General features: G+C 40.8%; 19 protein-coding genes. 11 read left to right on the top strand and 8 right to left on the bottom strand.

Annotation, left to right across the window (positions count from 1 at the left end):
• The first annotated feature begins 228 nt into the window (after positions 1-228).
• Positions 229-768, top strand: a complete 540-nt coding sequence (locus Q4600_RS13775; RefSeq protein WP_303517023.1) for a porin family protein — start codon at positions 229-231, stop codon at positions 766-768.
• A 105-nt stretch (positions 769-873) separates the two neighbouring features.
• Here Q4600_RS13775 and Q4600_RS13770 read toward each other — a convergent pair whose 3' ends face one another.
• On the bottom strand, positions 874-1797 hold the full coding sequence (locus Q4600_RS13770; RefSeq protein ID WP_198589510.1) for a LysR family transcriptional regulator: 924 nt from the start codon (positions 1795-1797) through the stop codon (positions 874-876).
• 230 nt (positions 1798-2027) lie between these two features.
• Here Q4600_RS13770 and Q4600_RS13765 point away from each other — a divergent pair, with 230 nt between their 5' ends.
• Positions 2028-2384 carry a RidA family protein gene (locus Q4600_RS13765; protein ID WP_102526440.1) on the top strand — a complete coding sequence of 119 codons (357 nt, stop codon included), beginning with the start codon at positions 2028-2030 and terminating at the stop codon, positions 2382-2384.
• A gap of 321 nt (positions 2385-2705) precedes the next feature.
• Here the strand turns inward: Q4600_RS13765 and Q4600_RS13760 are convergent, their stop codons facing one another.
• Together Q4600_RS13760 and Q4600_RS13755 are read right to left on the bottom strand one after the other, a co-directional pair.
• Positions 2706-3110 carry a LysR family transcriptional regulator gene (locus tag Q4600_RS13760; protein ID WP_198589511.1) on the bottom strand — a complete coding sequence of 135 codons (405 nt, stop codon included), beginning with the start codon at positions 3108-3110 and terminating at the stop codon, positions 2706-2708.
• Positions 3111-3229: 119 nt separating this feature from the next.
• Positions 3230-3949, bottom strand: a complete 720-nt coding sequence (locus Q4600_RS13755; RefSeq protein ID WP_102526441.1) for a FadR/GntR family transcriptional regulator — start codon at positions 3947-3949, stop codon at positions 3230-3232.
• Between the two features lie 447 nt (positions 3950-4396).
• On the opposite strand from Q4600_RS13755, the gene Q4600_RS13750 reads away from it, so the two are divergent.
• From Q4600_RS13750 to Q4600_RS13735, 4 genes are all read left to right on the top strand, one after another.
• Positions 4397-6076 carry an FAD-binding protein gene (locus Q4600_RS13750; protein ID WP_303517022.1) on the top strand — a complete coding sequence of 560 codons (1680 nt, stop codon included), beginning with the start codon at positions 4397-4399 and terminating at the stop codon, positions 6074-6076.
• 70 nt (positions 6077-6146) lie between these two features.
• Entirely contained in the window at positions 6147-6500 is a 354-nt protein-coding gene (locus Q4600_RS13745; RefSeq protein WP_153916499.1) for a cytochrome c3 family protein, read from the top strand.
• A 65-nt stretch (positions 6501-6565) separates the two neighbouring features.
• Positions 6566-7810, top strand: coding sequence for an OprD family outer membrane porin (locus Q4600_RS13740; protein ID WP_303517021.1), 1245 nt, complete (start codon positions 6566-6568; stop codon positions 7808-7810).
• 84 nt (positions 7811-7894) lie between these two features.
• A complete protein-coding gene (locus tag Q4600_RS13735) occupies positions 7895-9664 on the top strand; it encodes a tannase/feruloyl esterase family alpha/beta hydrolase (RefSeq protein ID WP_102526444.1) in 1770 nt (589 codons plus the stop codon).
• 905 nt (positions 9665-10569) lie between these two features.
• On the opposite strand, the gene Q4600_RS13730 is transcribed toward Q4600_RS13735, so the two are convergent.
• A complete protein-coding gene (locus Q4600_RS13730) occupies positions 10570-10695 on the bottom strand; it encodes a hypothetical protein (RefSeq protein ID WP_303517020.1) in 126 nt (41 codons plus the stop codon).
• A gap of 660 nt (positions 10696-11355) precedes the next feature.
• Between Q4600_RS13730 and uvrD the strand changes: the two genes are divergently transcribed.
• The 5 genes from uvrD (at position 11356) to Q4600_RS13705 (ending at position 18175) form a co-directional block, all read left to right on the top strand.
• Positions 11356-13524, top strand: a complete 2169-nt coding sequence (gene uvrD, locus Q4600_RS13725; protein ID WP_303517019.1) for a DNA helicase II — start codon at positions 11356-11358, stop codon at positions 13522-13524.
• 206 nt (positions 13525-13730) lie between these two features.
• On the top strand, positions 13731-14612 hold the full coding sequence (ubiA, locus tag Q4600_RS13720) for a 4-hydroxybenzoate octaprenyltransferase (protein WP_303517018.1): 882 nt from the start codon (positions 13731-13733) through the stop codon (positions 14610-14612).
• Between the two features lie 99 nt (positions 14613-14711).
• Positions 14712-15599 (top strand): alpha/beta hydrolase, encoded by an 888-nt coding sequence (locus tag Q4600_RS13715; protein ID WP_303517017.1) that lies wholly within the window; start codon positions 14712-14714, stop codon positions 15597-15599.
• Positions 15600-15637: 38 nt separating this feature from the next.
• Positions 15638-16657, top strand: coding sequence for a hypothetical protein (locus Q4600_RS13710; protein ID WP_303517016.1), 1020 nt, complete (start codon positions 15638-15640; stop codon positions 16655-16657).
• Between the two features lie 267 nt (positions 16658-16924).
• On the top strand, positions 16925-18175 hold the full coding sequence (locus tag Q4600_RS13705) for a YeeE/YedE family protein (RefSeq protein WP_229371069.1): 1251 nt from the start codon (positions 16925-16927) through the stop codon (positions 18173-18175).
• 114 nt (positions 18176-18289) lie between these two features.
• On the opposite strand, the gene Q4600_RS13700 is transcribed toward Q4600_RS13705, so the two are convergent.
• The 4 genes from Q4600_RS13700 to Q4600_RS13685 all read right to left on the bottom strand — a co-directional run bounded on the left by Q4600_RS13700 (position 18290) and on the right by Q4600_RS13685 (position 22088).
• Positions 18290-18868 (bottom strand): nucleoside triphosphate pyrophosphohydrolase family protein, encoded by a 579-nt coding sequence (locus tag Q4600_RS13700; protein ID WP_102529812.1) that lies wholly within the window; start codon positions 18866-18868, stop codon positions 18290-18292.
• A gap of 190 nt (positions 18869-19058) precedes the next feature.
• Positions 19059-19643 carry a TlpA disulfide reductase family protein gene (locus Q4600_RS13695; RefSeq protein ID WP_102436891.1) on the bottom strand — a complete coding sequence of 195 codons (585 nt, stop codon included), beginning with the start codon at positions 19641-19643 and terminating at the stop codon, positions 19059-19061.
• On the bottom strand, positions 19636-20112 hold the full coding sequence (locus Q4600_RS13690) for a cytochrome c-type biogenesis protein CcmH (RefSeq protein WP_303517015.1): 477 nt from the start codon (positions 20110-20112) through the stop codon (positions 19636-19638). The genes Q4600_RS13695 and Q4600_RS13690 overlap by 8 nt, the downstream gene beginning before the upstream one ends.
• Complete coding sequence (locus Q4600_RS13685; protein ID WP_303517014.1) at positions 20109-22088, bottom strand: heme lyase CcmF/NrfE family subunit; 1980 nt, start codon at positions 22086-22088, stop codon at positions 20109-20111. The genes Q4600_RS13690 and Q4600_RS13685 overlap by 4 nt, the downstream gene beginning before the upstream one ends.
• Positions 22089-22565 lie beyond the last annotated feature (477 nt).

The following is a 22565-nucleotide window of genomic DNA, read 5'->3' as shown; positions in this document are numbered from 1 at the left end:
TTATTTATCTATATTTAATAGGTTTTATCTTAAATTTAATTGTTTTACCACCTGTTGGTATCAATATGGCAACATGAGTAACATTCTGTGATTGTCTCTTAAAAAGGGACTAAGATTCTCCTTTTTGTCATCTTCTCAATTGTTTTAGTGCCACGTAAAGTGATGGAATCTGGATTGAAAACGATATCTAGAACCTATTTTATTACTGTGTTTGATGAGGTGAATTTGATGAAAATGAAAACGATATTAATGGCTACACTGTGCTCTTCTATGATGTTAACGAATGCTCAAGCAGCCGATATTGAATATTTTATTGGCGCAGGAACAGGTTATCAAACTGATACTATTAAAGGTGATGTAAACAAAGATACTGATGGTTTGCCTATCCAGGTTCGAGCGGGTGTATTAATTAATGAACATCACCGTGTGACGGGCACTTTTAGCTACATGGATGATAAGTTTTCAATTGGCGAACAAGATTACAAGCATGAACAATACTCTTGGTTAGTGTCTTATGACTACATGATACCAGTGGCTAATAATACCCAGTTATTTATGGGTGTAACTGCGGGTGGTAATGACAATAAAGTGGCGGGTAAAGCCTCTGCTGATTTTACTTGGGGTGGGCAAGCTGGTGTGACTTATCAGTGGAATGAACATTTTTCATCTGACTTGGGTTATCGCTATTTAGAGCAAGATTACGATAAAAATGGCGTTTCAATTGATAACAGTCAGCAAGTGTACTTAACCCTAGATTATACATTCTAATGGTTAGCATTAGTTGTTAACGGCTTTACTGCTTTTCGGTTCTTAGTCTTTATCGCTCAGGACTGATATCTCAGAATTAATAAAAAAGGCATAACGCAATAAGCGTTATGTCTTTTTTATGCCATTAGCATAATAATCAGACTCCGTTTCGATAAGCGTTGCAGCCATATCAATAATGGTATTGGCGAAGAGTTTCGCTGCCGTGGTCATGTGTTTTCTGCTTGGATAAACTAAAAACGTATCAATAGGAGTCGATTCAATTTCAGGTAAAATACTGACTAATTTCCCCGATGAAATCGCATCGTTAGCAATGCTATATGGCAGCATTGCGATCCCTGCGCCAGCCAAGCAAAAGCTGTATAAAGAGTTAAATTCATTTGTGACAATATTATACTTAACATCAATGGTTTGATTGCCCATTTTTAATTGTGTATCAACCATGCCATTAATTGACCGAGTGCCAATAAATGAATGCTGTAGAAGATCATCCACATGGGTAATTTTGGCGGATTTTTCTAAATATAATGGTGAAGCAAATAGCTTTAATTTTAATGAACCCAGTTTTTTAGCGATAAAACTACTGTCATTTAATGCTCCTGTATCGAGCACAAAATCTAAACCCAATCGAGTTAACTCTTTATAACCGCCATTGATCATAAAGATGTCTAACTGAACTTGAGGATACTGGACGACGAACTCAGCAATATATTTATCCAGTAATCTGTCAGTAAAAGGGATCAGCCCAATTCTGACTCGGCCCTGTACCTCGGCTTGTTTATTTCGCATTATGTGAGCAGCATTTCGCAACTGATCAACTAAGGGTTCAACTTGCTCTAAAAATTGTTCGCCGTTTGGGGTGAGTGACATCGCTCGGGTCGTTCTAACAAACAGTGGTGCGCCAAGGTGTTTTTCAAGATCAGCAATTCTGCGACTGACTAATGCGCGCCTTGTATCTAAAGATTCTGCTGCTTTTGAAAAGCTGCCAAGCTTTGCTACGGCAATGAATAATTCCAAATCATTGATATGCAATTTATTTAGCCTTTTTTGATGCAATTGAAATAAGTGTAGTTTTTTGGTAAATCAATTGTCAATTAATGGCCTCTGTTTCGCTAGATTGCTCACACCATTGAAGTATTAATGGTTAATTAGTGAGTTTTTCTCAGTTGTTATTTAGCCTCGAGTTCATTGATAATGACTTTATTGAAGTCATTATCAATATCGACTGAATTAATAGATTACATATCAAGGTATTTATAACAATGAGCATTGAAAGAATAGAAACTAAAACCCGTATGAGCCGCATTGTGAAACATAACGGCACCATCTATTTATGCGGCCAAGTTTGCCAAGATGCCACTAAAGACATCACCGAACAAACCCAAACCATGTTGGATAAAGTGGAGGCATTATTGCTGCAAGCTGGCAGCGATAAAAAACATATGTTATCTGCGACCATTTACGTCAAAGATATGTCTTATTTTGCTGAAATGAATGCGGTTTGGGATGCATGGGTGATTGAAGGTTATGCGCCAGCACGCGCTTGCGTTGCCGCTAAAATGGCCCGTGATGCCCTACTGGTTGAAATTTCTGTCGTGGCTGCTGAAATTCAGGCTTAATATAGTTTTATATCGATAGGGCAATGAATCGATTTAGATCTCAGATTCATTGTTACCCATTAGCATTCAATTCCCTCAAGTAGCCTCAGGCTACTTGAGTCTTTCTGGAATAACCACCGGTAGGTTAATTCGTTTGGCTATTACTGTGCGACCATAATAAAGATTGAAAAAACTCGCGCTTTCATGAGCGGTGATAAGGTAACCGCTTGATAATTTATATGAGCAAGAACGTGACTTTTTGATTGTAAAGTTTGATCACTTCCAAACTCACTTTTGGACAGAAACCGCTTAGAGTATTCAGTCTAAGTTGACTGATGTTGATTAGAAAAAGTATCTCAAACATTCATGACGGCCATCCTTAACTAAGCTGTGAAGAATCGGCTCACGAAAGCCTAGCTTAGTATTGATTTGTGGAAGTAAACCATAAATTTTTACTGTGTTACTTACTGTTTTAGGATCAAAAGATTGCTTATGAATAAGTTTTTCAAGATTGATAGTAATAGTATTGATATCATCCTTAATTGATTCGGCTTTTGGCGTTAATTCATAGCCATATTTCTTACGAACCAATAACTCATCATCAAACAGCATTCTCATTTTTTGGAGTGTACGACTAACTGACGATTGATTCATGTTTAATGACATCGCCGTATTTGAAACGTGCTTCTCTTCTAGTAAATGCTTTAATACGAAAAGTAGGTTTAAATCTATTTGGGAAAGATTCATAAGCTTATAATGTCCAGAATAAAAATCACTTGTAATATTTTATGTGTTGAACTTAATTTTAGATTTCAATTAATTACATATATAGTAAGTGATAATCAAACCTCAATTTAAAAAATATACTAACTATGCTGCTCTCTGTAATCAGCTTCAATTTTTTGTAATATATCCAAGAATTCTTTCAAATGTTGATGCATTAATTTCTCAGCTTCAACAGCATCTTGATTGATCACTGCTTGAACTAAATCGTCATGCAGGCCAGCAGGATGAATTTCATCTGTATCAGGTTTAATTCTATGTGCAATTTTTGCGACTAATTGAATTAAAGATTTATCTATTGCTGTCAAAAAACGATTTCCACACATATCTGCAAGTATGTAATGAACTTGGCTCCTCAAAGAAACCGTTTCAGGATACTCCAGTGAATCATTTTCTCTAGCACAAGCCTCTAAAAGTAAATCTTTAAATTCATCTGTGCATTTTTCTGCTGCTAACCGAGCAACCATAGGCTCTATTTCAAGTCTTGCTTCACAAATTTCTTTGAACGACATTTGATTTAGAAAAAACAAATCTTTTGTTGCGGTAGTTAGGCGCTCGAAGGTCATTTGCTTTACAAAAGCGCCACCGGTTGCCCCCTGTTTTATTTCAACTAATCCATGAGCCTCTAGAGCCTTAATTGATTCTCTTACTACCGTGCGACTAACGCTAAATGTTTCGATCAGTTCACGCTCTGAAGGTAACTTGTCACCAGCAAGGTACTGACTATCGAAAATAGCTGCTTTTAATTGATTGAAAACCTCATCAGAGGCCTTTACTTGCTTGATTGGAGTGAAGTTGCTCAAGATAAACCCTTAAAAATTATTCAAACTCAATAATATCACATCCATATTTATTGAGGAGAGCCATCGATAACATATCTCTCTGACCAAGATGTTAAATAATTGCTACTTCCTAGCGAGATAAGTATAAAAAAACAACATTAACTAGACAGTTTTTGTTGCTAAAACTTTATTTTAGTGAGCTCACACTGAAAACAGCTGAATCTGTGACCCTTTTTACAACTTCATATCAACAAAGTGTACTTACAAAATTAAATGTCATACATTTCACCAATCAAATGTCATATATTTGATATTTTAGAAGGGAGATGAAGTTTGAACAATATCAAGCTACCGCAAAGCCCTAAATTCTTAAGCTGGTAAACAAAAATCCAATGCGGTTATAAGCGCATTTAATGTGTTGTTAATGATGATAACCACAGGTAATCGCAGGGTGGAAGGAGTATGAAAATGAGTAAGAACAAAACACCAGAAAGCAAAGTCATGGATCAATATACAAGCCATGTATTGCACAATGGTATTTCACGCCGAAGCTTTCTGTCACGCGCAGCAATGGGGACAGGGGCTGTTGCATTTACAGGGTTAACAGGTGTCGGAGCGCAAGCTGCTACGGCAAATAATATGGAATATGTTGCTAAAAGCTCAGATGGTGGCGCAACTTTAGACTTCATGCCAAAACCAAAACCGATCAAAGACAGTCAAATGTCTTCTACACAAACTTTTGATGTCGTGGTTGTCGGTGCCGGTGCTTCAGGCGTACCTGCTGCATTATCTGCTGCAGAAAATGGCGCTAAAGTTGCTGTACTACAAAAGCAAGCTATTGTGGTCTCCCAAGGTAACACTGGTTCAGGCCTAGATTTACCTAATTGTGACAAAGCTGCTGTCGAAGCAATGGTAGCTCGTCTTATGAGTGACAGCGCGCATCGTTGTAGCCCAGACCTTTTAAGAGAGTGGGCTTACAATTCTGGCGAAGCGGTTTCATGGGTAATCGATCGAGCTAAAAAAGGTGGTGCACAAGTTGTAGATCAAGGTACTGGTCCACAGCATGGAATTCATGGTGTTACTGAGCATAAGCTTAACTTCATCACATCATATTTTGGACCTAAACCATATACCACTGGTGATGGTATGCGCGATCTTGCTAAAACAGCAGAAAAAGCTGGTGTTGAGTTCTTCTTTAACACGCCTGCTAACCAACTTATTCAAGATGCTTCTGGCAAAGTCATTGGTGTAATTGCACAAAACCGCGATGGTTCTTACCACAAGTTCATGGCTAAAAAAGGCGTCATTCTTTCAGCAGGTGATTACCAAAACAATAAAGCCATGTGCGACTTCTTTATCCCAGATTTAAAGAACTTTGAACGTAAGCAAATGGACCGTAATGGCGATGGTTTCTCCATGGTTTACTGGGCTGGCGGTGTTATCGAACCTATTGGTCACACTAAAATGTTGCATGATTTTGATGCTGGTCCGGCGTCAATGTGTGATATGCCTTTCCTTGCAGTTAACCGTAAAGGAAATCGTTTTGTCAATGAAACTGTCGCAATGTCATTGATGAACAACTATTTACGTGATGCAGAAAATGCGGGGCATTACTCTCAGGTATTTGACTCTAACTACATGGAACAAGCTGCAGATTGGCCAGGAAAGCTTTACTCGCCTGAGCAAATGAAAAAGTACATGCCAGAAGACCCTGCTGAGAAAAAAGGTGTTTATGCATCATTAACTAATACTTACTCAGCTAACACACTAGAAGAGCTAGCAGTAAAACTTGAATGCGATCCTAAAACATTCGTTGCCAATGTTAAGCGTTATAACGAACTGTGCAAAACAGGAATGGATGACGACTTTGGTAAGCCTTCGTCAAAAATGGTGCCAGTTCTTAAGCCTCCTTTTTACGGTATTCACCGACGCATGCGCGTTTCAACCCTTTGTTCAGGAATGCTAGTCGATAAGAACCATCAAGCACTTGATGCTGATGGCAATAAGATTGGCGGCCTATTTGTCATTGGCAACATGGCTGGCGGTTTTTACGGTGGTGTTGATTACCCACTTACCGTTTTCGGTTTGTCTCTAGGTCGTTGTTACACATTTGGTTATTTAGCCGGAAAGTATGTGGCAAAGCTTTAGTGCATTAACGAACAACAAAGTGGATGCCTGATTTTAGGCAGTCTACCAAATAGAAAAACGGAACTAAAAAATGAAAAAATTAACAATCCACAACATGATGTTTTCTCTTGTATTGAGCATATTTGCAAGTAACGCAATGGCTAATGATGCCCCGTTGTTAGAAGTTACTCATAAAGACGCAGGTCTTGAGTGCAATGACTGTCACGCTAAAAACAAAAAAGAAGAAGTCCGTATGACTCAATGTTTAGCATGTCATGACACTGCTGATTTAGCAGAAACAACAGCTGACTTTGAACCAACAAACCCACATAAGAATCGCCATTTCGATACTGAAACCAATTGTAATTACTGTCATCACCAACACAAAGAGTCGGAAAACTATTGTGTTGGTTGTCATCAACGTTTTGATTTTGTGACCCCGTAATCAATCGACGAAATGTTTTAGCTCATTGAGTCAAAAATAATCAAAGTTATACAAGGATGATAAAAATGAACACAAAATTACTTCCATTAGTCGCAGCATGTTTAGTGGCTAGTTCTGCTCATTCAGCTGAGCCTATTGCTAACCTATTTAATGACGCGACCTTTAAAGGCCAGCTACAACTGTTTGATTTCCAGAGAGACTTCGATGGTGAAAGCGCCGACAGACGTGACACTTCATTTGGCGGGCTTTTTTACTTGCGATCAGGTGAAACTAATGGTGTTAGCTTCGGCGGCTCATTTGCCTCAGCGAACCCTATTTGGGACACCGATGACGCTATTTACGGTTTAGTTGGTGGTGGCGCTCCTGGTAGTGCAAAAGAAAGAGAATCGGTTAATCGTTTACAAGAGTATTTTGTCAGCGGTAATTGGTACGACACAAAAATTACAGTTGGTGCTCAAGAGTTACGGACTCCAATGATGAACCCCTTTCCTTTGAGAGCGATTCCTTTCACTTACCGTGGCGCAAGTGTTAAAAACACCTCAATCGATAACTTAGCAATTACAGCACTGTATATAACAGATTATATGGGCTGGACTGCTGAAGAATTTGGTAGTGTAGCAGACGGTGTAAAAAGCGAATTTGCCCGTAAGGGAGTTGTCGTAGATGTAGAAGATAACCCAATGCTAGCTTTGGGCTTTGACTATACCTTGCCATTTGAACAGGTTAAAACTAAAGCAAGCATTTGGCACTACACCATGGAAGATGTGTATAACCAAACCTATTTTAAACTCAATATGAGTGGTGACTTAGGCGCGACGAATTGGTATTTCAAACCTTCTTATTTAAAACAAGACTCACAAGGTAGCCTTAATAGTACAGAAGCAGAGTTTGATACATATCAAGCTGGTTTTCATCTTGGGATGAAATGGAATGGTTTTGATGCAACTGTAAAGTATGTCACAACGGGTGAAGGCGACATCGTGGCTCCTTTTGGTGACGAGAAGGTCATCATTCAACAGGTTGTTCAGTCAGCTAGAGCAAATGAAGATGCATACGCTGCTCAACTAGCGTATCGCTTTGCACCGAGTTCTGCACTCAAAGGAGTAAGCGCATACTTAAATTATGCTAGCTACGAAGTCGATGGTGATGCAAGCAAAGACATCGACGAAACTGACATATCCGTACGTTACGATATGAACGAATATGTGGAAGGTTTGAGCCTGCGTGCTCGTCACGCCATTGTTAATTATGCGACTGGCGATGACCTCACGGACACACGTTTTTACGTTTACTACAAGTTCGAAATCTAAACCCCAATTTCATCATCATATATCCCCATAGCAAAGGGCCGTCTCCCTGCGGCCCTTTTTTTAATCTAATAATAGGAGTTTCTCATGAATAAGAAACTAAGCACTATTGCGCTTTCAATTGCGGTGTCGCTTTCTATCAGCGGTTGTAATAGTAGTGATAACGATACGACAAGTTTACCCATACTTGGAGAAGCGAAACCAGCGGAGCTGTTAGATTGCAGCGAACTTGTAGACAAGTTTTCGTTTACGGATACCGTTATTAATTCTGCCGAATTAGTTGAAGCAGGTGACATTGATTATGATGGCCGCGGACAAATTTTCAAAGCACCAGCTCATTGTATCCTTACTGGCAAAATGGAAGAACGTTTAGGTAAAGGACTTAAAGGCAGCGAAAATCAAGAATACGCAATCAGTTTTGAAGTACGTTTGCCAGTCGACTGGAATGGTCGCTTTTTATATCAAGCAAATGGTGGTTTAGACGGTCGTGTGAACAAAGCTGTTGGTCGGTTTTTGGTTACAGATGCCTATGACGCTAGTGCGTTAAATAAAGGTTTTGCTGTTATCAGTTCAGATGCTGGGCATGAGGGTTATGGTGAGCAATATTTTGGCTTAGATAATCAAGCTCGCATTAACTACGGCTATGAAGCTGTTGAAAAGTTAACGCCAATGGCAAAATCATTGATTTCAGAGGCCTATGGCAAAGAGCCTGACCGATCATACTTTGCAGGTTGTTCAAACGGTGGTCGTCACACAATGGTTGCCGCCACTCGTTACCCTGAAATGTACGACGGCTTCTTGGTGGGAAACCCTGGTCATAATCTGCCAAAAGCTGCAGTATCTCAACTCTATGGTGTGCAACAGCTTGAAACTTTAATCGACGCTGATACACCGCTTACGACAGCAGCAGAAATTACAACAGCTGTAACAAGCACTGTAACTGCGGAAGAATATAGCTTGTTGGCATCTAGTGTTGCAGCAAAATGTGATGCATTAGATGGTGCGACTGACGGTATTATTGGTGATTTAATGGGTTGCCAGGAAGCGTTTGATATCGAACGTGATGTGCCGTTATGCTCATCAGAGCGAGATGGAACCTGCTTGACTGCAGCGCAAAAGTTAGCGTTAAGTAACATTATGGCAGGACCACAAACTTCAGCAGGCGAAGCTATTTATATTAACTTCCCTTACGATACCGGTATCGGTGCAAGTGGTTGGGCAAGTTGGGAAATGACAAATGCCTTTAGTCGTGATGCAGGCACTGTAGCGACAGTATTCTCTACTCCACCAGTGGAGTTTGAAGACTATAACACTTTTGGTGATGCAGGATTAATCGAAGCATATAATTATTCTGTTGCACTGGACATGGATGACGCCAACGAACTTATTCATGCAACAACGAGCGAATTTCCTGAGTCGTCTATGTCATTTATGTCAACTGGTGACGAAACAAAATATGATACGCTTCGCGATCGCGGGGCAAAAATGATTGTACTTCATGGAACTTCAGATCCTGTCTTTTCTGTTAACCAAACCATTGATTGGTATAAATCTGTTGATGAGGCGAATGCTGGTAATGCTGAAGAATTTGCTAAGTTGTTTTTGATCCCTGGTATGAACCATTGTGGGAGTGGCCCTTCTACAGACCAAGTAAATACAATTCTTGATGATATTGTTGCTTGGGTTGAAACTGGAACTGCGCCAGAATCTATAATAGCTAATGTGCGTGAAGCTAATAGTGAATTACCTGAAAACTGGGCTAAAGATCGCTCACACCCTCTTTGTCCTTTCCCACAAGTTTCTACCTACGATGGCAGCGGTGATATCGACAGTGCTGAAAGCTTCAGCTGTAAATAACCCTAAAGCTAGTTTTTAAACCATCATCAATATTTAACTTTTAAACGTTTATAAAGCTCTGTTTATCCAATAGAGCTTTCTAAAGCAATCTCATTCACTTAACCAAAATAATGTATTAAGACGCTGAGATAATTTTTGGCAATGGCTACTGTTTTAAAATACTTATTATTAAAAATTAATCATCACTAACAAACTTTTGGACATAAACGAGTTACCCGTTTATGTTTTGTACTTCATCTATATTGGCTAAATTACTTAAGACCATCACTTCAATCTAATTCATTGCCTGCCGCAGGCTCTTGTGCAAGCACTACTGTGACACGCTACAAGTTCATCCCTGAATGCTCGGCCATGACGTCCATGTCATGGACGGTCACAGCCGCGCTTACACCGGAATTTTCATTTCTTCGATTTAACTTTATTCGCGTTAACTTAAAAATAAAAAGATACAAATCTAAAAGGCACCATTTGAATTGAGGACGTTGAAGAAAATAGCGTGAGCCTGACAGGACGTCAGGCTAGCTTTCGTCGGGCCATGGACGGCCCATCGGAAGCGTTAGCATTTTCGAATAAGGCCGAAGCAGTCTACAAGCGAGGTTGATAGCTGGATCAATCCCCGTTGAAAATATGCGCTTTTCTGCATTTTTCGATAGGGGCGGCAGGGTGTTCCAAGAGGGTATTGCTGTTGATACCCTCTTGGTCGGGTGTGGGTGGAAAACCCACGACCTTAATCCAAACGGAGTTTGGAAATTTACGCTCTAAATCAGGTGTGGGCGAAACGCCACGACCCTGATTTAGATTTTTATCCAAATCTAGAAATCATTAGCTAAGTAAAGCTACTAACAAGTTTTGGGGCAGAAACGAGTTACCCGTTTCTGTTTTGTACTCCATCTATATTGGCTCAATTACTTAAGACCATCACTTAAATCTAATCCATTGCCTGCCGCAGGCTCTTGTGCAAGCACTATTGTGACACGCTGCAAGTACGTCCCTGTAAGCTCGGCCATGACGTCCATGTCATGGACGGTCACAGCCGCGCTTACACCGGAATTTTCATTTCTTCGATTTAACTTTATTCGCGTCAACTTAAAAATAAAAAAGATACAAATCTAAAAGGCACCATTTGAATTGAGGACGCAGAGAAAATAGCGTGAGCCTGACAGGACGTCAGGCTAGCTTTCGTTGGGCCATGGACGGCCCGTCGGAAGTGTTAGCATTTTCGAATAAGGCCGAAGCAGTCTACAAGCGAGGTTGAAAGCTGGATCAATCCCGGTTTTAAATATGCGCTTTTCAGCATTTTTCGTTTGGGGCGGCAGGGTGATCCAAGAGGGTATTGCTGTTGATACCCTTTTGGTCAGGTGTGGGCGAAGCGTCACGACTTTGATTTTTTTCAAACGATAACTTCAAAATTTGAAATAATTTTTGGGGGGCAGAATGTGTTAGTTTTTAACTGGCTTCCTCACCAAAAAGTATCAAATAATATTATAAATTATCAAACACTATTAAGAGTTACCAAACGTTAATATAAACTCACAATTAGCTCATTATCCCCTTCTTAATTTGAGTATCAATGAACTGTAATTAAGATATTCATCGCTTGTTATCCGTGCTTATACGATTAAGCCTCCTTGCATCCTAGGATCAGATGGCATTGAACTGATATACTGCCCGCTTGATTTTTGGGAGGACCAATGGACGTATCATCATTATTAGATGGCTTAAACGAAATGCAACGCGAAGCCGTAGGGGCACCGCTTTCTAGCATGCTGGTTTTGGCTGGCGCAGGCAGTGGTAAAACGCGGGTATTAACCCATCGTATTGCTTGGCTAATGCAGGTTGAACAACAAAGTCCATACTCCATTCTAGCGGTAACCTTTACCAATAAAGCGGCGGCAGAAATGCGCGAACGTGTGGAAAAGGTCGTTGGCACAAACATGGGCCGCATGTGGATCGGTACCTTCCATGGATTAGCGCATCGATTGTTGCGTACCCATTATCAAGATGCGAATTTACCGCAAAGCTTTCAGATCATTGATTCTGACGACCAATTACGTCTACTAAAACGTATCCTTAAAAGTCTAAATTTAGACGAAAAACAGTATCCTCCTCGTCAATGCCAAGGCTATATCAATGGTAAAAAAGACCAAGGATTACGTCCTAAGCATATCGATGCGGGCAATTTCCCCATTGAGAAAAACCTTTTAAATATCTACAAAATTTACCAAGAGTCATGCGATCGCGCAGGCTTGGTGGATTTTGCTGAAATCTTATTGCGCGCCCATGAGTTATGGCTCAATAAACCACACGTATTGGCGCACTATCAAGAACGTTTTAAGCATATTTTGGTGGACGAATTCCAAGATACCAATGCGATTCAGTATGCCTGGATCAGAGTGTTAGCAGGTAAGTCAGCCAATGTGATGATTGTGGGTGATGACGATCAATCTATTTACGGTTGGCGTGGTGCTCAAGTTGAGAACTTACACCGTTTCTTAACTGACTTTCCTGGTTCAAATACGGTTAGACTGGAGCAGAATTATCGCTCAACAGCCAATATCTTGAATGCCTCGAATGAACTCATTGCTAATAATCCTGAGCGTCTAGGGAAAAAACTGTGGACCGAAGATAAAGCCGGTGAGCCCATCGCCATTTATTGCGCCTTTAATGAGATGGATGAAGCGCGTTTTATTGTCGGAAAAATGGCTGAATGGCATGCAAAAGGGGGCAATCTAGCTGATTGTGCGATTTTATATCGCTCAAATGCACAGTCACGTGTCCTTGAGGAAGCGCTGTTACATAAAGGCTTAGCTTACCGAATCTATGGTGGTTTGCGTTTCTTCGAACGCCAAGAAATTAAAGATGCCATGGGCTATATGCGACTCATTAATAACAAAGATGACGACGCAGCCTTTGAAAGAGTGGTGAATACACCAACCCGTGGTATCGGTAATCGTACTTTAGAAATTATTCGCTCAACGGCTCGCCAGCAAGAAATGACCATGTGGCAAGCCAGTGTGCGATTAATGGAAGAGAAAGTATTAACTGGCCGTGCGGCGAATGCCGTTAATGGCTTCATGGATTTAGTGATTGGTATGCGCACCGACACCAGTGACATGAGTTTATATAGCATGGCTGATACTGTGATCCAGCGTTCTGGTTTGCGCGCCATGTATGAGGCTGAAAAGGGCGAAAAAGCCCAGTCTCGCGTAGAAAACTTAAATGAATTAGTCACGGCTGCGCGCAGCTTTGAGATGCCAGAAGAGCTGGAAGATATGGGCGAGCTAAATGCCTTTTTATCTCATGCCGCACTTGAGGCAGGTGAAGGGCAAGCGGATAAGTTTACCGATGCGGTGCAGCTTATGACTTTGCATTCGGCTAAAGGTCTTGAGTTTCCAGTGGTCTTTATGGCGGGCGTTGAAGAAGGGATCTTCCCAAGTAAAATGGCATTGGATGAAGGCGATCGTTTAGATGAAGAACGCCGCTTATGTTATGTGGGTATGACCCGCGCAATGCAAAAACTGTACATCAGTTACGCTGAATCTCGTCGCATTTATGGCCGTGAAGATTACGCCAGTCCTTCTCGTTTTATTGGTGAAATTCCATCGGAATATGTGGAAGAAATTCGCATGAAAGCGTCGGTATCAGCACCAGCGATGAGCAGCCGATTTAACGTGCCTCGCCAGTCAATCGCCAATGACAGTGGCTTTAAAGTGGGACAAAAAGTGAAACACTTTAAATTTGGTCAAGGCATAGTGACTGACTTTGAAGGCACAGCCGATAAAGCCCGAGTACAAGTTAATTTTACTGATTTTGGCAGCAAATGGTTATTAGTCTCTTTAGCCAAATTGGAAGCGTGTTAATAGAGAAAGTGAGCCGTTTTCTGTTTGATATCATTTGTTGATATCGATCAAGCAATTGCCATTAGAATAAGCTTTAATGGCTTTTGCTGATTAATTCAATTTTCAGCGTGTTAGATTATTATTTTGGCCAACACATAATAAAGAACGTCATGACAGTGTGACTAATAAGAAGTGAATAAACTTCAAATGCGGGAGTGAAGTTAGCCATGGCAGTATCCTCATGGACGCTAAAAGAGAAAATTTCGATTTACCAACGTTTAACACGTTTAGACAGACCCATTGGGACTTTGTTGCTCATGTGGCCATGCCTTATGGCACTGATATTAGCGGCTGGTGGTATGCCGGATGTAAAGGTACTGGTTATCTTTGTATTTGGGGTGTTTATCATGCGCGCTTGTGGCTGTGTGATTAATGACTTTGCCGACCGAAAACTCGATGCCCATGTCGAGCGGACTAAACACCGCCCTTTAGCTTCAGGTGAAGTCAGCAGTAAAGAAGCCTTATTGCTATTTGTGGTGATGGCATTAATCGCCTTTAGCTTAGTACTGTTTTTAAACCCGCTGGTGGTTAAGCTTTCTGTGGTGGGGATCATTCTCACCATCATGTATCCGTTTATGAAACGGGTCACCAATATGCCACAGATGTTTTTAGGCATTGTTTGGAGCTGGTCAATCCCCATGGCCTATGCCGCCCAACTGGGTTATGTCCCCATTGAAGCATGGTGGCTATTTGCGGCTAACTGGTGCTGGACAGTCGCATACGACACCATGTATGCCATGGTGGATAGAGATGATGACTTAAAAGTCGGTATCAAATCGACAGCAATTTTATTCGGTCGCTACGATAGAGAATGGATTGCACTGTTTCAACTGGCTGCGTTAGTGTGTTTCATCTGTGCAGGGTGGTCGGCTGAACGCGGCTTATTTTATGGCATTGGTATTAGCTCGTTTATTGTTTTTAGTGGCTACCAACAATGGCTAATTTACAGCCGTGAACGGGCACCTTGTTTCAAAGCTTTTTTGAATAATAACTGGGCTGGATTTGCCTTGTTCGTTGCACTCGCTGCTGATTATATGTTGCCCTACTAATTTAGTGTAAAAACGGTACAATAGCCTGAATAATAGCTGGGTCAATCAGAGGCTCAGCATTAATCAATAGCGCTAAAACAACATCAACAAGGATAGCTGATGCACACTTTTTTATTGCTGGTTGTGGCGGTAATGGGGTTATGTTTATCAACCTTACCGACGCCAGCAAAGGCAAATGATGCCTTTTCCATTCCTAATACAAGCTCCATTACGCTAGAAGACTCAGACCGAAGCTATAAGGTGTTTATTAAGCTGCCTAATAGCTATCAAGAGAACGATCCCGCTCAGTATTACCCTGTGGTCTATATGACTGATGCCATGTACAACTTTCAAGTAGTTTCAGGTGTTACTCGATTACCAATGAATATGCGCAATATGCAGCAAGCGATTTTAGTGGGGATCGATTGGCAAGAGGGTATGAGCCCAGCTGCAAGTCGTATTCGTGATTACACCCCAAGCTCAGATGAAAGCTGGAAGCGTAAAACCGGCGAAGCCGAACGTCATTTGCATTTTATTGCGAATAAGTTGATGCCCCATATCAACAAAACCTACCGCACTTTACCTAGCCAAAACACCTTAGTGGGTCATTCATTAGGCGGGTTATTTGGCGCCTATAGTTTACTGACCCAGCCGGATTTATTTAATAATTACTTATTGAGTAGCCCTTCTCTGTGGTTTAACGATAAACAACTGATGAAGCAGTTTCGCGGCAGTGACTTTATGCTTAAAAGCATCAATGCCAAGGTGTTTATTGCCATTGGCGAGTTTGAAACGGCTGAGCTGACTGATTTCGGTCATGATATGGTTAAAGATGCGAAGGAATTTAAAGCCATCTTAGAGCAAAAAAATAGGCTGTCGGCGACCCAAGGGGTTAATGTCAAATTACAGGTCATTGCCGAGGCAGATCACAGCATGGCATTTCCAACCGCTGCGATTCAGGGCTTAAGTTGGTTTTTGCCTCAGCAGAATAGGTTGGCTTTGCACTAATCCGCTAGCTCACGGTTTATCGTTACAAGGAGTGTATTGTGAAACGTTCGCTTAAATTTCGTTTGGGCTTTTTAGCCCTAGCCATTATCAGTTATGTCATCGGTTTTCAGGTGATGCCTGAGCAGCTTAATAGCACTTATGAAATGACGGTTATGAGTGGTATTTCTGTGCTTTATTTTCTGGTTTTACCGGTACTTTATTGGATTGCAATTATCAATATAGGTAAGCAAAAACCATGGAAAATATTGGCGATACTCAGCTTAAGCGCCTTGATGGCACGTTTGAGCTTTCCTGAAGACATTGCCAGCTACTTTGAATTTGTGATGTGGGTGCGCTATCCCATTCTTGCGGTTATTCTACTGTTTGAAATTTACTTATTATTTAGTGTGATTAAAGGTTTATGGCAAGCAAGAAAATTAAAAGGCGACCCAAGAATAAAAGCACTGAATATTAGTGACGATGAGAAAAGCCAAATGGTAGGCATGATCATGGCGGGGGAAGCGGCTAATTGGTTTTACAGTATTCCTAAGTTTAGTGCTAATCACCCCAAAGCAATGACCAATATTAAGCTACTGAGTGCCAAAGCTTGGTTCATGTGGTTAATGATTGGCTTATGTTTTATTGGCTCGACTATCGCGTATTTATTGTTAGTGGACTGGAGTGAAATAGCGGCAATTCTGGTGTCGGCTATTGTCGGTTATGGCTTTTTGACCTTTATCGCGAACTACAGAATATCTCGGCATTATTCATTGTATGTCCATGATGACAAACTGGTGATTAACAATAGTATTTGGGGGTTGTTGATGGTGAATATCGCTGACATTAAAGCGGTGACCATCACTGAAACAACCAAAACCAAGGATGAAGACATTTTGTTTGTTGGCCGTGGTGATGTCGCCAATGTGACGGTCGATTTTAACCAAACTCAACGTTATTTTGGCGCCATGGGGCAATTACCAGAGCCAATTGAGCAGCTATTACTGGTGGTGGATGAGCCACAAAAGCTACAACAAACCATCGAGCTTGCTCAATCCAACAAGGCAGACTCTGAGTCGTAAACGTTATAAAAGCAATGTTAATACTGCTTATAATTCTACCTTACTCACTATCCTATTCATTATTCTACTCACTATGCCACTCATAGAGTGGCATTTTTTTGTTTCAGGCATGAGCTAGTCCAAAGTGGTATATCAATCAGGCGGGTTTCAATAGACATCAGTATGATGATTCACCACAATTACCGAAAAACTCACAACGATTAAAAGCTATTTAAATCAATAGCTTTGTAACTAAATTGTTTCATAATATTGGTAAATGTTACAGCTATGAATAACAAGCAAGCTCTGTTTGGTCTCATCATACTCATGCTAACTCTGGTTGCTGGGAGCACTTTGCTCAGCTCTGATGGGTTGTTTCTTCGGTTACTACTAGGGTTAAGTTTAGGTTTTGCCCTTGCGAAAGGCTCTATTGGTTTTGCGGGAAGTATTAATCGTGCATATCGACGTGGTTCAACGCAACTATTACAAACCTTGATGTTTATGTTTGTTATTACGGCCTTTATCAATGCAGGCCTGTTGATGAATACCGGATACAGTCAGTTTGATCTGTGGATTAATCCAATCAACTTGGGCTTATTGCTAGGCGGGGTGATGTTTGGTGCTGGGATGAGTTTATCAAGCTGTTGCGCCACTGGCATGATGGTTGAATTTGTCAGTGATATTCCACGGGCTGCGACCACGTTAGTGTTTTTTGGCGCTGGGGTATTTTTTGGCTTTCCATTACAAAGCGGACAGGAGTGGATAACTGATACTTGGGTTTCTTCTCAAAGCTATGACGGTAAAGGAGTATTTTTACCTGACTTATTCGCTAATACGCCTTTGAATGGCTACTTTATGGCGATGGTGATTACCTGTTTATTGGCATTCATTGTCGTAGTACTTGCTAAAAAGTATGAGAGCCACCGTCGTCAGAATGGGTCGTATTTAGGCGTCGATGGCGAGCTAGCCCGCCAACAGTTAGCTCAGCAAGAAGACAAGCCCTTTAAGTTGTGGAGTGTGGAAACATATCGAGCATGGTTTGCTAGCTTATGGCAAATGCGCACCACAGCGTTAGTGATTGCAATTATATTTGGCGTCATGATGGCTAGTACGGGGTCAGGCTGGGGCGCTTCAACGCCATTTGGTATTTGGTTTGCCAAAGGACTGATGTTGTTTGGCGTAGAGCTAGAGACTATTTCAGCTATGAGTGATCGCCCTGAAGGCATGTTTACTACAGCATTTTTTGACCATGAAATATCAGTGCAGAACATGGCGATATTTTTAGGTGCGTTAATTGCGGTATTGTTTATGGGTAAGTTCCGATTTTCATTACGCTTAAATCATTCTTATAAACAGTTTGCCTTATTTGCTTTGGGCGGGTTGTTGATGGGCTTTGGCACTCGCTTTGCCAATGGTTGTAATGTGGGCGCTTTATTTACGCCAATCGCTAACTTTTCATTATCGGGTTGGGTGTATTTGGTTGTGCTGATTTTAGGCGGAATTATTGGCAATCGTTTTCAGCGCTGGGCGGTTTCTTAAAGAAATGCTTAATAGAATGTCATAATAAGTGCTCACTTAGTGATTATTTGCCATAAAAAAGCGCTCATGAGAGCGCTTTTTTGTTTTCGGCTTGGGGCTCAGCTCAAAGGGAGATCAGTTCGTAACTAATTTAGCTAAATCTGCAGGGCGATAATAAACGGATTTTAATACCTTACCTTGGCGAACCACCTTACCTGCCATTTCCACATCTTTGGCACACTTGGCAATGATAAACTCACCTTTAGTGCTACCGACAATTTCAACACCTTGCTTGGCATAATGAGCAATAGTTTCGGTGAGTTCTTGCTCGTTGCGGCACACTTTACTCATGTTACTTGAATGAACTTCATCCCAGCATTCAATGAAGTTAACTTCACGATTTTTAGCAACGGCGAGTAATAAATCTATCAAATAGCTGATCTCTAAACGATCGGTCATATTCGATGCGCCCAGGTGTACTAAACGGCCCATAAGCACATAAACAGAATCAACAATGGCATCAGCTTGTTCAACACGGCAATCTGCTTCTGCGAGCTCTGTGAGCTCTTCAATAATCAATGAAGTGTGTAGGGTATCTGCTTTGTCGTCTAGGCTAGCTGCATTTTCAATGGGCAAATCAAAGGTACTACGAAATTCTCTGATATCACGATATAAATGGTCATAAATGGGTTGGTCTAATACAGATAACTTCATTATTTATTAAGCCTAGAAAGTAGTAAATAGGCGAATATGGTAATGAATTGACAGGGCTTGTTCAAGATAAACGGCGGCCCAATTGCACAGGGACACCGTTTGTGAATAAAAAAAACCGCCTAGGATGAATCAGGGATGTTAGGCGGAGGTTAATAGACAACCTTTTGTGATGATGAAACTTTTAAATTAATTATCGATGGGCGTATTTTTCAATCAGACCATCTAAATAAGGTTGGATACCTTCATCTGTCCAATCAATGTATCCACGAACAAAGCCGACTAGGTTTCCTTTGCCGTCTAAAATAAAGCTAGCAGGCAGTAAATCTGCAGGCATGATGTAATCAACATTCTTGTCAGGATCAATCCAAGTCGCGTAATTATCAAAACCATGTTGTTCGAAAAAGGGTTTTATATCATCTGGATTTTCATCAATAGAAATTGGCACAAGTGCAAAGTCTTTATCTTGATTTCGCTCTTTAATTGCCTGCATCGCTGGGATTTCTTTGATACACGGTGCACACCAAGTTGCCCATAAGTTCACCATGACTAGCTTGCCGTGGTGTTGTGCTAAGTTGACCTTGTTTTGTTGCTGATCGCTAAAGTCAATGTCTTGAATTTTGCGCGCATTTCGCAGCTCAACAAAACGCGACATCACCATAGGTTTCTCTATTTGTTCACCCGTTTCATAGACTTTCACATCCACAGGCTTTGCAGCAGCATTAAAAGTAACGCAGCCAGTTAAAAGCAGTAACGTGATTGGCATTAATTTATTCATATTCATTCTCGTTTAAATGGAGTTTAATTGGCGTTTGGGGTTGTTTAATAATCCAAGCGATACCACCGATTATTGTGAAAAAAAACAACCCAGTTGGGATGAGCCATAAAGCTAACGTGCCTGAGTGCAGGCTAGGTTGATAGCGGATTCGTTCGCCGAAACGGGCTACCATAAAATCAATGATTTCTTGTTTGGATTGACCCTGATCGAGTTTTTGAAATATGTGCCCTTTAAGCTCGTTTGCTATTTGGGTTTCCGAATCAAATAAACTGCGATTATCAGATGCTGGGCAGCGCAGTTCTTGGGCAATTTCAAAACCAAGTTGACGTTTTTCATCAGCAGAATAATTTCGGTGGGATAATGCCTCAGAAGCCGTGACATTTTGCACGCTAAATATCAATAACACGGTTAATATGGCCACTGAAATAGGGCTGAACATGCGGTGGAGCATTCGATAGAATGGGGTCATGAGGTTGCTTCCTCTAGTCGAGATGTTTTCTGATCATTAGTGCGACATGGTGAGTGTTTTGATGCAGTGCTGTCACGGCAAGCTATGACTACCCATACGCCTGCTAACATCATCAAGATTGCGCCAATCCATAACCAATTCACCATAGGTTTGTAACTGATACGCACTAAATACTCTGTGTCGTTGAGCTGGTTGCCCATTGAGACATATAAATCTTTACCTAAGGTTGAATAGACTCCTGCAGCAGACATCTGCATGCCGTTAGTTTTAAAGGTTTGACGTTGCGGGTAGGCATAACCTACCGTCGTTTCTTCCTCATCCATAATACGAATGTTGGCTTGTAGCGCATCGTAACTGTTGGTTGAAACTTGTTGGGTGTTTTCAAATACGAAGGTATAACCTGCTAGTGTTCGCCCTTGATTAGGGCCCATGCTCAACACTTCTTCTTGCTCAAGGTTTGATACAACAGAGCCTGCAAAAATAGCCACTGCGACGCCAAGATGAGCGACACACATAGCATAAAATCGACGAGTCTGTGTTATTGAACTGGTATGAAGTTGATGCTGGATCATGGCAATGATCAATGTGAGCACTAACCAAGTTACCGACATTAATCCAATGAAAAACCATGCATTGGCTTGTTCAAACGAGTTGTTGATGATTGCTGCTAATACGATTGAGATACCTAGCAAAAACGTCGGCACTTTCAGGTTATTAGCGCTATCTTGTTGCCAACGCAGTAGAGGGGCTAGCCCCATTAATAAGCTGAGTAGTACCAGGATAGGGACAAAAATACTGTTGAAATAAGGAGCGCCTACAGAGATGGTGACGCCAGTAATAACTCGGTAAATAATCGGATAGTAACTACCTAGTAGTACCGATAAAGCAGCAATAACCAGTAACAAGTTGCCGATTAATATCAAACTATTGCGTGAAATTAAGGCAAACTTATCGGTAGATTGTATATATTGAGCCCGAGTGGCAAAAAGTGCTAAGGCGCTACCAGAAAACAGTACCAACAATAGCAGTATTGACATACCACGAGTTGGATCCGCAGCAAATGCATGAACAGATTGCACCACACCTGAGCGTACGATAAAAGTGCCCAGTAAGCTTAATGAGAATGCTAAAATAGCCAGAAACAAGGTGAGCTTTTTACATTGTCCGAAGCGTCCAGTCATCACCACTGAGTGGACTAATGCAGTGGCAACTAGCCAAGGAATAAAAGAGGCATTTTCAACCGGGTCCCAAAACCACCAACCACCCCAGCCTAGTTCGTTATATGCCCACCAAGAACCAAACGCATTACCCCCTGTTAAGAAAACCCACGCCAAAATAGCCCAAGGACGTAAATAGCGCGCATGCTGTTGTGTGAATTGTTTTCCCATGAGTGCAGCAACTGCCGCAGCGAAGCACACCGTGAGACCAACGTAACCTAGAAATAATAACGGTGGATGAATAATTAAGCCGATGTTTTGCAAGATAGGGTTGAGGTCTCGACCTTCGATAGGGAAGTTGGGTAATAACCTAACAAATGGGTTTGAGGTGAAAATGATGAATAAACTAAAGCCACAGATCACAGCTGCTAGTACTGAAATTGTTCGGATAAAGAAAGCATGATCAGCTTCATTGTTATGAGTATTGGCAATAATAACCGTCCATAACGCGATAGCACTCACCCAAAATAACATTGAGCCTTCGTGGCTGCCCCAGATAGCAGCGACTTTATAGAAAGTGGCTAACTGAGTATTAGAGTGATCAGCGACATAGGCTACTGAAAAATCATTGCTAATAAAGCTAATAGCTAAACAAATAATCGCACCTAAAAAAGCACTAATCATCATATTACTGATAGGGCGATAATAGCTAATTAAATAAGCATTACGCTTATATAAACCCACCATAGGAATAACGGCTAATAATAATGATAACGCAGCGGCTATTATTAACAGTAAATGCCCAATCTCTGGAATCATATTATTACCTATATATTGTGTGGAGGGTTTAATAATTAATATCAGTTAAATCTATTTTGTTAATGAGAAAGTTATATCAATATTAATTAGACGTTTTGTTGTCTTTAAACGACTTGTTTCTAGTGACTTATATCATCACTTAAATAAGAAGCAACTGAAGGTTATCTATGTTGAGGATATTTTTCTGTGAGGTTGATCTTAATAATTTTGCTAATTTTAATATTGAGATATTTTTATTTTGTAAAAAACATATTTATGATTTTTTATAGATAAAAAAATGGCATTTTTATATAAAAAATAAAATAAAAATATAATTATGCTGTTGTTTTTATTGGTTAATATTGTTTTTAGGTTTTGTTAGGTCTGAGGCGTTTTATGATGTGATCTAGCTCAACAAATCATTGGTTTTTATCTTTAAACTTAGTCTTGCTCAAATTAATTATATCGCTAGCTGAACTGCCAGGTTCGACTGCAACA

It is taken from the genome of Shewanella sp. 2_MG-2023, assembly GCF_030548905.1.
Lineage (GTDB): Bacteria > Pseudomonadota > Gammaproteobacteria > Enterobacterales > Shewanellaceae > Shewanella > Shewanella electrodiphila.
This window is presented reverse-complemented; position numbering and strand designations above follow the sequence as displayed.

Coding starts and splice junctions, on each gene's coding strand:
- uvrD (WP_303517019.1), top strand. CDS start 11,356: ATGGACGTATCATCATTATTAGATGGCTTAAACGAAATGCAACGCGAA.
- Q4600_RS13715 (WP_303517017.1), top strand. CDS start 14,712: ATGCACACTTTTTTATTGCTGGTTGTGGCGGTAATGGGGTTATGTTTA.
- Q4600_RS13735 (WP_102526444.1), top strand. CDS start 7,895: ATGAATAAGAAACTAAGCACTATTGCGCTTTCAATTGCGGTGTCGCTT.
- Q4600_RS13685 (WP_303517014.1), bottom strand. CDS start 22,088: ATGATTCCAGAGATTGGGCATTTACTGTTAATAATAGCCGCTGCGTTA.
- Q4600_RS13775 (WP_303517023.1), top strand. CDS start 229: ATGAAAATGAAAACGATATTAATGGCTACACTGTGCTCTTCTATGATG.
- Q4600_RS13750 (WP_303517022.1), top strand. CDS start 4,397: ATGAGTAAGAACAAAACACCAGAAAGCAAAGTCATGGATCAATATACA.
- Q4600_RS13760 (WP_198589511.1), bottom strand. CDS start 3,110: ATGAATCTTTCCCAAATAGATTTAAACCTACTTTTCGTATTAAAGCAT.
- Q4600_RS13765 (WP_102526440.1), top strand. CDS start 2,028: ATGAGCATTGAAAGAATAGAAACTAAAACCCGTATGAGCCGCATTGTG.
- Q4600_RS13705 (WP_229371069.1), top strand. CDS start 16,925: ATGAATAACAAGCAAGCTCTGTTTGGTCTCATCATACTCATGCTAACT.
- Q4600_RS13695 (WP_102436891.1), bottom strand. CDS start 19,643: ATGAATAAATTAATGCCAATCACGTTACTGCTTTTAACTGGCTGCGTT.
- Q4600_RS13700 (WP_102529812.1), bottom strand. CDS start 18,868: ATGAAGTTATCTGTATTAGACCAACCCATTTATGACCATTTATATCGT.
- Q4600_RS13740 (WP_303517021.1), top strand. CDS start 6,566: ATGAACACAAAATTACTTCCATTAGTCGCAGCATGTTTAGTGGCTAGT.
- Q4600_RS13745 (WP_153916499.1), top strand. CDS start 6,147: ATGAAAAAATTAACAATCCACAACATGATGTTTTCTCTTGTATTGAGC.
- Q4600_RS13690 (WP_303517015.1), bottom strand. CDS start 20,112: ATGACCCCATTCTATCGAATGCTCCACCGCATGTTCAGCCCTATTTCA.
- ubiA (WP_303517018.1), top strand. CDS start 13,731: ATGGCAGTATCCTCATGGACGCTAAAAGAGAAAATTTCGATTTACCAA.